Below are 8,415 nucleotides of genomic sequence, written 5' to 3' on the forward strand. Positions count from 1 at the left end.
GGCCGGAGAGCAGATCGCTCTCCGGCCCGCTTCTTCAAGTCGTCAATCGGACGCGACCGTCTCCCCGCGCTTGGAGATCACTCGGCGACGGACGTTGCCGTCGTCAGCAGATGTCGCCGGAAGCATGCGTGCACAGCCTGCACGCACATTCGCCGTCGACGCACTTCCCGTAGTCGTACCCCAGCGTGTTGATGCAGTAGTCGTTGCAGACCGACTTCGTGCAGGCCAGGGCCGTGGACCGGGGCGACGCAGCCGACGCGGGCGTGGCCTGCACGGCCCCGAACCCGAGCGCCGCGAACACGCCGGCCGAGAAAAGGCTCCTGGAGAAGCTGCGGGCAAAGCGATTCATGGCAAACCTCCGGGTGGTGGATGGTCGCGTGACGGGACTTCCCCGCAAGTTCTGCTTTTACGCCATGAAATGTCAACACTCCCGTGATCCAGGATCGCCATCCACATCTTTCGGGCACATACGCAACCAACGCCACCCCTTCCCTCCCGCGAACTCCAGCGGCGTAAGCGACCGGACGTAGAGCTCCGGCACACCTCTCCACCGCGTCCCGTGCAACGGCACCGCGGGGGCGCGCTTGCTTCCACCTCCCCCGCACCGGCGGGGAAGGTCGCCAGTCGACGAGCGGGGGCCTCCCGCGAGATTCCCGCCTCCCGCCGACGCCCCACATCCAACCTCCCGCACCCGGCCGTAATCTTGCCTGGGGAACCTTCGCGCGCGTCGCGGCGTTTCAGGTTTGTTCACCGCCCCAGGCCGGGGCGGTGTTTTCAGCAGGAGTGCAGCCATGCTCATCAAGAAGCCCGAGATCCCGTCGTCGGAGATCACGCCCGAGTCGGTGTACCTGAACCGGCGCCAGTTCCTGGGCGCGTCGGCCGCCGCGCTGGCGGCCGCCACCGTGCCCGCGCTGGCCGCCTGCGCCACCGGCGACGCCGACCAGCGCGAGGAGCTCACGCCGCTGGACGACGTGACCAGCTACAACAACTTCTACGAGTTCGGCACGGACAAGGAGGACCCGTCGCGCAACGCGCCGCGCCTGCTGCGCACGCGGCCGTGGACCGTGGCCGTGGACGGGCTGTGCGACCGGCCGGGCAACTACGCCTTTGACGAGTTCGTCCGCGGCACACGGCAGGTGGACCGCACCTACCGCCTGCGCTGCGTGGAGGCGTGGTCCATGGTCATTCCCTGGCGCGGCATCCCCCTGCGCGACATCATCGCCCGGGCGCGGCCCCGGCCGGGGGCGCGCTTCGTGGAGTTCACCACGCTGCACGACCCGCAGCAGATGCCGGGGCAGCGCCGCGCCATCCTGCAGTGGCCGTACGTGGAGGGCCTGCGCCTGGACGAGGCCAACCACCCGCTCACGCTGCTGGCCACGGGGCTGTACGGCCGCGACCTGCCGGCGCAGAACGGCGCGCCGCTGCGGCTCGTCGTCCCGTGGAAGTACGGCTTCAAGTCCATCAAGTCCATCGTGCGCATCCGGTTCACGGACCGGCAGCCCCGCACGGCGTGGAACGTGTCGGCGCCCAACGAGTACGGCTTCTACGCCAACGTGAACCCGCAGGTGGACCACCCGCGCTGGAGCCAGGCCCGCGAGCGGCGCATCGGCGAGTGGCGGCGGCGGCCCACCCTCATGTTCAACGGCTACAACGAGGTCGCCAGCCTGTACAGCGGCCTGGACCTGCGCCGAAACTACTGACGTGGCCGACCGATCCTGGCAGCTGACGGCGGGACGGTGGATTCGCCCCCTGGCGTGGGTCGGGGGGCTCATTCCCCTCATCCTCCTCGTCACGGGCGCGTTCACGGGCGGGCTGGGCGCGGACCCCATCGACTACGTGACGCTGCGCACGGGCTTCGCCACGCTGCTGATGCTCATGCTCACGCTGGCCGTGTCCCCCGTGCGCAGGCTCACGGGGTGGAACTGGCTGGCGCCGGCGCGGCGGACGCTGGGGCTGTGCGCGTTCCTGTACGTCTGCCTTCACCTGCTCACGTACATGGTGGACCAGGGGTTCGCGTGGAGCTACATCCTGGAGGACATCGCCGAGCGGCCGTACGTGACGGCGGGCTTCACGGCGTTCCTCCTGCTCGTTCCGCTGGCGCTGACGTCGACCAAGGCGTCCATCCGCCGGCTGGGGAAAAGGTGGCAGAAACTCCACCGGTTGATATATGTTGCAGCGGGGCTCGGCGTGCTGCACTTCATCTGGCTGGTGAAGAGCGACCTGCGCGAGCCGCTGATCTTTGCCGCCGTCTTCGCGCTGCTGATGGCGCTGCGCCTTCCCGCGCTGGCGGGCGGGCGCGGCAAAAAGGCGAAGAAGCAGCCCCCGGCAACCCGCCGCGCGGCCGTGGAATCGTAAGCGAAGCACGGGGGCCGAAACCTGGCGCCCCGTCCGATCGTACGCCCGGGACGCAGGCCCGCCTGCCCCGCGCACAATCTCCAGGAGTTGAACCGACGATGGAAGCTCTCGCCCCCATGATCGTGATGGTTACGCTGATCCTCACCACCGGGGGTGTGCTGATCCTGCGTCCCATCGCCAAGCGCCTGGGGGGGTTCCTGGAAGCCTCCACGCAGGCCAAGCTGCGACCGTCGCCCGACGCCGACCTGGCGCGCATCGCCGAGGTGCTGTCCAGCATCGACGGCCGACTGAACCAGCTGGAAGAGCGACAGGACTTTGCCGAGGCCCTGATCTCCGCGTCCGATCCCAAGGTGCTCAGCATGCCCGCGCCGCTGCGGGCACCCGAGCGAAACTGACATCGGACACACGCCGTCCCCACGCGGACGGAACGGAGGGGCCTCGCGAACGAACGCGAGGCCCCTCCGGCGTTTCTGCCCTCGAAATGAATGCCGCGCGGCGGGTGCCGCCCATCCGCGCAGCCTGTTATCTTTCGGACCTTACCGACCACGGCAGTCCCATGCATACGCTCGCCACCCCGGCCGCCCGGGGACCCACGACCACCGCCGCGCGCCCCGGAAGGCGGCGGCGGACGCTGTTGCTGCTGCACGAACTGCGGGCCCTGACGCGCGTGGCCGGCCCGCTCATCGTGGGCCAGCTGGGCGGCGTGGCCATGACCACCACCGACACCATCATGGTGGGCCCCCTGGGCGCGCAGGCGCTGGCGGCCGCCGGGCTGGCGAACGCCATCTTCATGGCGACGCTGGTGATCTGCACGGGCACGCTGCTGGGGATGTCGCCCCTGGTGGCGCAGGCGTACGGCGCCGGCGACGGCCGCGAGACGCGCCGCGTGCTGGTGCAGGGGCTGTGGATGGCGGCGCTGCTGGCGGTACCCATGACGGTGCTGTGCCTGTTTGGCGAGCCCATCGCCCTGGCGGTGGGGCAGTCGCCGGAGGTGGCGCGGCTGGCCGGCGGGTTCCTGCACGCCATCGCGTGGGGCGTGCTGCCCATGCTGCTGTTCGTGGCCTTTCGCCAGTACCTGGACGGGCAAAGCCTCACGCGGCCGGCCATGACGATGATGTTCATCGGCGTGGCGGTGAACGTCGTGGGCAACATCCTGCTCATCTACGGCTTTCGCGTCGACCTGCCCCTGCTGGGCACGTGGACGGTGCCGCCGTACGGGCTGGTGGGCTCGGGCTGGTCCACGACGATGGTGCGCTGGGCCATGCTCGTGGCCATGCTGGTCTACGTGCTGCGCCACCGCGCGCTGAGGCCGTTCGCGGGGGTGAGCCTGAAGCCGGTGGCGGAGCAGCTGCGGCGGATGGTGGGCATCGGCGCGCCCATCGGGGTGCAGCTGGCGGCGGAGGTGGGCGTGTTCTCGCTCGCCGTGGTGATGATGGGCTGGCTGGACCCCGTGGCCCAGGCGGCGCACCAGGTGGCCCTCAACGTGGCGTCCACGACGTTCATGGTGGCCATGGGCACCAGCCTGGCGGGGACCATCCGGGTGGGGCAGCACGTGGGCGCCGGCAGCCGCCGCGGCGTGCGCCGCGCGGTGCTGACGACGTACGCGCTGGTGACGCTCTTCATGTCCACGTGCGCGCTGGCGTTTTTGCTGGCGCCGCGGTTCCTGCTGGGGCTGTACACGCACGACCCGGCCATCGTGGAGGTGGGGCTCACGCTGCTGGTGATGGCGGCGGCGTTCCAGGTGTTCGACGGGGCGCAGGTGGCGGGGCTGTGCGCCCTGCGCGGCGCGTCGGACACGCGGGTGCCCATGCTGATGACGGTGCTGGCGTACTGGGGTGTGGGCGCGCCGGCGGCGTACTGGTTCGGCTTTCACACGCGGCTGGGGCCGCAGGGGATCTGGCTGGGGCTGGTGGTGGCCCTGTTCGCAGCCGCGGTGCTGCTGGGCTGGCGCGTGCGGCGGGTGCTGTGGGGGGGGCAGCCCTCGGGGGGCCCTCCCCCGGCCTCGCCTAGGCTCGTCCACCCCCTCCCGCAAACTGCGCGGGAGGGGGGATACACTTCGAACGGGGTTCCTGCACGGTCGCGGAGACCGTGCGGAGGATGGATGGAGCGGAGTCGGTGCACCAGAGCGGAGAGGGCGGGGCGGTCAGGGGTCCCGTCGCTGCGCGACGGGGGCCCTCTCCCCCGCCACCTGCGCCGCTCGTTCCTCGCGGCTCGGCGGCGACCCCTCCCCCAACTTCGGGGGAGGGGTTGGCGAGAGGGCGGGACCGCGCACAGTGCCCGCCTTCACGCGGACCCGCAGTTCTCCCCCTCCCCCGCGAAGCGGGGGCAGGGGGCCGGGGGGAGGGGGCCCTCCGCGGGCGAGAGACACTCCGCCACGGTGTACGGACACGGCGTCCGAGATGCAGTTCTCCCTTCCCCCATTCTGTTTATGGGGGAAGGGTCGGGGATGGGGGGCGCTCCGCGTCTGCGCCATCTGTCCCACGAGACGGACCTCCTCTGATCCATCGATCCAGCTCCGGCCCGTCCGAATCCGCCGAAACCCGTCCTCCCCGCACCCGTATCCCCTCGGCAGTACCCGTGATGCCTCCTTCTCCCATCCCGCGCATGAACGTGCTGATCCAGCCGTTTAAACCCTCGGGGCGCCCGCCGCGTCATAGACACGTCGGCAGCACGAAACACCCCGAACCCACCTGGCTCCATGGCGGCGACCATGCTGGCTGAACAACCCACGACGGACGAGCCGAGGTCCCCGGACCTCACCGTTCGCCGGGCCCAGCAGGGGGAAACGGCGGCCTTTGAGCAGCTGTACCACGCGCACGTGGGCCGGGTGTACGCCCTGTGCCTGCGCCTGTGCGGCGACGGCACCCGGGCCGAGGAGCTCACGCAGGACGTCTTTGTCCGGGCGTGGGAAAAGCTGGACAGCTTTCAGGGCAAGAGCGCCTTCAGCACCTGGCTGCACCGCCTGGCGGTGAACGTGGTGCTGGGCGACCGGCGGTCCGAGGGGGTGCGCGTGCACCGCGTGTTCAGCACGGACGAGCCGGAGAAGTACGAAACGCCCAGCGGCCGCGGCTCCGATCCGGGGACCGCCATGGACCTGGAGCGGGCCATCGCCCAGCTGCCCCCGGGGGCGCGCGCGGTGTTCGTGCTGCACGACGTGGAAGGATACAAGCACGAGGAGATCGCGCAGATGCAGGGCTCGGCCGTGGGAACGTGCAAGGCGCAGCTTCACCGCGCCCGGCGACTGCTCAGAGAGGCACTGGGACGATGACACACGAAGATACGCTCGATCTGCTGGACGACTACGTGGGGGGCGAGCTGTCCCCCCGCGAGGAGCGTGACGTCCGGCGCCACCTGATGCAGTGCGAGCCCTGCCGGGCCGAGGAGCAGGCCCTGCGGATGCTGCTGGACGAGGCCGCCGAGCTCCCCGGCGACATCGCGCCGCCCCGCGACCTGTGGCAGGACATCGCGCCGCGGCTGCAGGCCCGCGCGGCCCCGCCGTCCCTCCCCGTCGAGCGCGTGGACGAGGTGCGCACCATCGGGCCCCGGCCCGTGCGCCCCCTGCCCTGGTGGATGGCGGCCGCCGCCGGCATCGCGCTGGTGGTGACGACGTCGCTCACGACCATGAAGGTGATGGGCGGGGGCGCGGACGAGCCCACCACCATCGCCGCCCAGCCGGCGCAGCCGCCGGCCTCGGCCACCGGCAACGCGGCCCTGGCCTCGTTTCGCCCCGTGGAGGCGGAGTACGAAAAGGCCATCGGCGACCTGCAGGCGGTGCTGGAGACCCGGCGCGACCAGCTGGCCCCGCAGACGGTGGCCGCGCTGGAGGAGAACCTTCGCATCATCGACCAGGCCATCCGCGAGTCGCGCGCGGCCCTGGCGGCCGACCCCCACAGCCCCGAGCTCGCCCGGATGCTGTCGGACACCTACGACGCCAAGCTGAACGTGCTGCGGCGCGCCGTCTCCATCTGACGCGCGCGCCCCGGCCGAGAGGAAATACACGACCATGAGCCCCATCCGGACCCTTTCCCATGCCGCGGCCCTCGCCGCGCTGCTGCTGGCCGGCGAGGCCGGCGCGCAGCGGCAGGTGAACGCCCGGCACGACGCCAGTGCCCGCGGCACGGTGGAGATCAACATCAACAGCGGCTCCCTGCGCGTGGTGGGCTGGGGGCGCAACGAGGTGCAGGTCACGGGCACCCTGGGCCGCGACGGCGACCGCGTGGTGCTGGAGGGCGGCGGCGGCACCACGGAGGTGCGCGTGGCGGGCCGCGGGCGCTCCGGCCCCGCCACCCTGGAGGTACGCGTCCCCGCGGGCTCGTCGCTCAGCGTGGTGACGGCGGCGGCGCCCGTGACCATCACGGGGGTGAACGGCGCCATCGAGAGCAACACCCACGCGGGCGCCACCACCATCCAGGGCAGCCCGCGCTCCATCGAGGTGAACTCGCAGCAGGGCGCCATCACCGTCGACGCGCAGACGGACCGCGTGATCCTCACCAGCATGGCCGGCCCCGTGCGGGTGTCGGGCACGGTGCGGCAGCGCGCCGAGATCTCGGCCATGGCCGGCGCCGTGGAGATCGCCGGCACCGTGGGCGAGGCCGACATCCACGCCCTGAACGGCGCCGTGCGGGTGGCCAACGTCACCGGCGGGCGGGTGGAGATCAACTCCGTGGCCGGCAGCGTTACCGTGAGCGGGTCGCGCCTGCGGGGCAACGTGGAGACGGTGTCGGGCTCGGTGGTGGTGAGCGGCACGCTGGGCGGCGCCCTGGACGTCACCAGCCACGCCGGCTCGGTGGAGCTGCGCCTGCCCGGCAACACCGCCGCGGACGTGACGGTCACCAGCTTCAGCGGCGGGGTGGATAGCGACTGGCGCCTGCGCCGCGACGGGCGCGAGTGGCACGGCACCCTGGGAAGCGGGGGTCCCAGCCTGAACATCACCACGTTCAGCGGGGCGGTGAAACTCACCCGCCGCTAGGACGGTAGAGAGGGCCGCCGGGAACGGCGGCCCTCTCGCGTTTCCGCCGGCTCTCCTTCGCATTGATCTGCTTCCCTGACCGAGAGACTTCGCGGATGATCCTTTCCCCTCCCCGCCGCCTGGCGCGGCTGGCCCTGGCTGGGCTCGCGGCCGTCCTTGCCGCGGCGCCCGCCGCGGCCCAGCGCGCGGAGCGGTTCACGCTGGACGGCCGCAGCGCTACCGTGCACAACCTGGCCGGCGTGGTCACGGTGGCGGCGGGCACGGGCAGCGCCGTCGTGGTGGAGGTCACGCGCGGCGGGCCCGACGCGGCGCGGCTGCGCGTGACGCGCGAGGGCGGCGAGGTGCGCGTGGTGTATCCCGCGGGCCCCGTGGTGTATCCCGCCATGGGCGCCCGCGCCCGGTCCACCGTGGGCGTGCGGCGCGACGGGCGGCTGGGCGGCGGCATGTCCTCGCAGCAGGTGACGGTGGCGGGCGCCGGCACGGGCACTCGCGCCTGGGCCGACGTCCGCGTGCTGGTCCCCGCCGGGCGCGCGGTGGAGGTGCGGCAGGGCGTGGGCCGGGTGAGCGTGGCGAACGTGAACGGCCGCGTGACGGTGAACGCCCATGCCGCCGCCGTGGACGTGCGCGACACGCGGGGCCCGCTGGCCGTGGAGACGCGCAGCGGGGCCGTGACGGTGGCCAACGTGCGCGGCGGCACGGTGGACCTGGCCGCGCGCAGCGGCTCCATCCGCGGCACGGGCATCCGCGCCGAGGCGCTGGAGGCCATCGTGGGCTCCGGCAGCATCAACCTGGCCGGCGTGGCCGCGCCCGAGGTCCTGGCGCGGACGGGCAGCGGCTCCGTGGACCTGGGGCTGGCGAGCGACGCGGACCTGGAGATCGGCACCGGCTCGGGCGCCGTGACGGTGACGCTGCCGCGCACGTTCGGGGCGCAGATGGAGATCGAGACGGGGAACGGCGCCATCACGGTGGATGGCCCCGTGAGCGGCCGCCGCGCGACCCGCACCACGTTCCAGGGCCGCGTGGGCGACGGCCGCGGAAGCCTCGAGATCGAGACCGGCTCCGGCGCCGTCCGCATCCGCCGCAGCTGATCG

At 72.3% G+C, this 8,415-nt stretch carries 9 protein-coding genes; 8 read left to right on the plus strand and 1 reads right to left on the minus strand.

Going from position 1 to position 8,415, the window contains the following annotated elements; translation table 11 throughout:
* Positions 1-103 precede the first annotated feature (103 nt).
* The gene (locus VFZ20_RS14510) at positions 104-349 is read right to left on the minus strand and encodes a hypothetical protein (protein ID WP_329684618.1); all 246 of its coding nucleotides are present in this window, start codon (positions 347-349) and stop codon (positions 104-106) included.
* Positions 350-791: 442 nt separating this feature from the next.
* On the opposite strand from VFZ20_RS14510, the gene msrP reads away from it, so the two are divergent.
* The 8 genes from msrP to VFZ20_RS14550 all read left to right on the plus strand — a co-directional run bounded on the left by msrP (position 792) and on the right by VFZ20_RS14550 (position 8,412).
* Positions 792-1,700: a protein-methionine-sulfoxide reductase catalytic subunit MsrP gene (gene msrP / locus VFZ20_RS14515; protein ID WP_329684619.1), complete on the plus strand. Its 909-nt coding sequence runs from the start codon at positions 792-794 to the stop codon at positions 1,698-1,700.
* A gap of 1 nt (position 1,701) precedes the next feature.
* The gene (locus tag VFZ20_RS14520; RefSeq protein ID WP_329684620.1) at positions 1,702-2,355 is read left to right on the plus strand and encodes a protein-methionine-sulfoxide reductase heme-binding subunit MsrQ; all 654 of its coding nucleotides are present in this window, start codon (positions 1,702-1,704) and stop codon (positions 2,353-2,355) included.
* A gap of 98 nt (positions 2,356-2,453) precedes the next feature.
* Positions 2,454-2,750: a hypothetical protein gene (locus tag VFZ20_RS14525; protein ID WP_329684621.1), complete on the plus strand. Its 297-nt coding sequence runs from the start codon at positions 2,454-2,456 to the stop codon at positions 2,748-2,750.
* A gap of 161 nt (positions 2,751-2,911) precedes the next feature.
* On the plus strand, positions 2,912-4,855 hold the full coding sequence (locus VFZ20_RS14530) for an MATE family efflux transporter (RefSeq protein WP_329684622.1): 1,944 nt from the start codon (positions 2,912-2,914) through the stop codon (positions 4,853-4,855).
* Between the two features lie 198 nt (positions 4,856-5,053).
* Positions 5,054-5,623, plus strand: coding sequence for an RNA polymerase sigma factor (locus VFZ20_RS14535; protein WP_329684623.1), 570 nt, complete (start codon positions 5,054-5,056; stop codon positions 5,621-5,623).
* On the plus strand, positions 5,620-6,324 hold the full coding sequence (locus VFZ20_RS14540) for a zf-HC2 domain-containing protein (RefSeq protein ID WP_329684624.1): 705 nt from the start codon (positions 5,620-5,622) through the stop codon (positions 6,322-6,324). The genes VFZ20_RS14535 and VFZ20_RS14540 overlap by 4 nt, the downstream gene beginning before the upstream one ends.
* Positions 6,325-6,358: 34 nt before the next feature.
* Positions 6,359-7,324 carry a DUF4097 family beta strand repeat-containing protein gene (locus VFZ20_RS14545; RefSeq protein ID WP_329684625.1) on the plus strand — a complete coding sequence of 322 codons (966 nt, stop codon included), beginning with the start codon at positions 6,359-6,361 and terminating at the stop codon, positions 7,322-7,324.
* 95 nt (positions 7,325-7,419) lie between these two features.
* Positions 7,420-8,412, plus strand: coding sequence for a DUF4097 family beta strand repeat-containing protein (locus VFZ20_RS14550; RefSeq protein ID WP_329684626.1), 993 nt, complete (start codon positions 7,420-7,422; stop codon positions 8,410-8,412).
* Positions 8,413-8,415: the final 3 nt, after the last annotated feature.

Source organism: Longimicrobium sp., assembly GCF_036280135.1.
Taxonomy (GTDB): Bacteria; Gemmatimonadota; Gemmatimonadetes; order Longimicrobiales; family Longimicrobiaceae; genus Longimicrobium.

Coding starts and splice junctions, on each gene's coding strand:
- VFZ20_RS14540 (WP_329684624.1), top strand. CDS start 5,620: ATGACACACGAAGATACGCTCGATCTGCTGGACGACTACGTGGGGGGC.
- VFZ20_RS14535 (WP_329684623.1), top strand. CDS start 5,054: ATGGCGGCGACCATGCTGGCTGAACAACCCACGACGGACGAGCCGAGG.
- msrP (WP_329684619.1), top strand. CDS start 792: ATGCTCATCAAGAAGCCCGAGATCCCGTCGTCGGAGATCACGCCCGAG.
- VFZ20_RS14525 (WP_329684621.1), top strand. CDS start 2,454: ATGGAAGCTCTCGCCCCCATGATCGTGATGGTTACGCTGATCCTCACC.
- VFZ20_RS14545 (WP_329684625.1), top strand. CDS start 6,359: ATGAGCCCCATCCGGACCCTTTCCCATGCCGCGGCCCTCGCCGCGCTG.
- VFZ20_RS14530 (WP_329684622.1), top strand. CDS start 2,912: ATGCATACGCTCGCCACCCCGGCCGCCCGGGGACCCACGACCACCGCC.
- VFZ20_RS14550 (WP_329684626.1), top strand. CDS start 7,420: ATGATCCTTTCCCCTCCCCGCCGCCTGGCGCGGCTGGCCCTGGCTGGG.
- VFZ20_RS14510 (WP_329684618.1), bottom strand. CDS start 349: ATGAATCGCTTTGCCCGCAGCTTCTCCAGGAGCCTTTTCTCGGCCGGC.